Genomic DNA, 619 nt, shown 5'->3' with positions numbered 1-619 from the left:
AATGGCGCCGTTTGACGAATATGTCTTCACGGCAGCCAAGCAGCGCGGGGGCCTCAAGTACGTCTTGACGCCCCCGTTTTTCAATGGCGTGGCGATGTACGGCGTGGAGGCGGATGAGACCGGCATCAAGGTCTATGAAGCCGGTGCTTCACCTGGTGCGCCGCCCATTCACTCTCACGGGCAGACGATGTGGGAGCAGGCGTTTGGCGAGTGGGAATACCTGTTCGGCAACCTCGACAAGACCAACAAATACACGGGCTCGGGTTATCCAATCCGGCCCGTTTCTTCGTTGGAAATCACGCTGAGCCGCAGCGATCCGCAGGCCATGGCCGAGCTGGGCTATCTCAGCATCGGCCAATGGCAGCAGCTGCTTGCGCCGCTGTCCACCAAGGGCGGCACGGAGTTTGGCGCCGAGGTTTCGCCCAAACGCTATGGCCTCTGGAAGGCCAATGGTGACGGCACCTATCTGCGACAGAAGGGCCGCGTCGCAAAGCTGATCACGGCCTCCGTGCTGATCGATGCCAAGGACGCCCCGCGTGTTTCGCGGCTGCTGGAAAAGATCATCGACATCCCCGTCGCGGTCGAAGCCAGCGATCTGCCGCAGTACGGCCATATCTCA

Annotated in this window: 1 pseudogene; it reads left to right on the top strand. The window is 61.2% G+C overall.

Annotated elements, in window-relative coordinates:
• Positions 1-619, top strand: a pseudogene (locus IAE24_RS29960) (hypothetical protein); the annotation flags it as partial.

The sequence above is a fragment of the Delftia sp. S65 genome, assembly GCF_016516495.1.
Classification (GTDB): Bacteria; Pseudomonadota; Gammaproteobacteria; order Burkholderiales; family Burkholderiaceae_C; genus Comamonas; species Comamonas acidovorans.
This window is presented reverse-complemented; position numbering and strand designations above follow the sequence as displayed.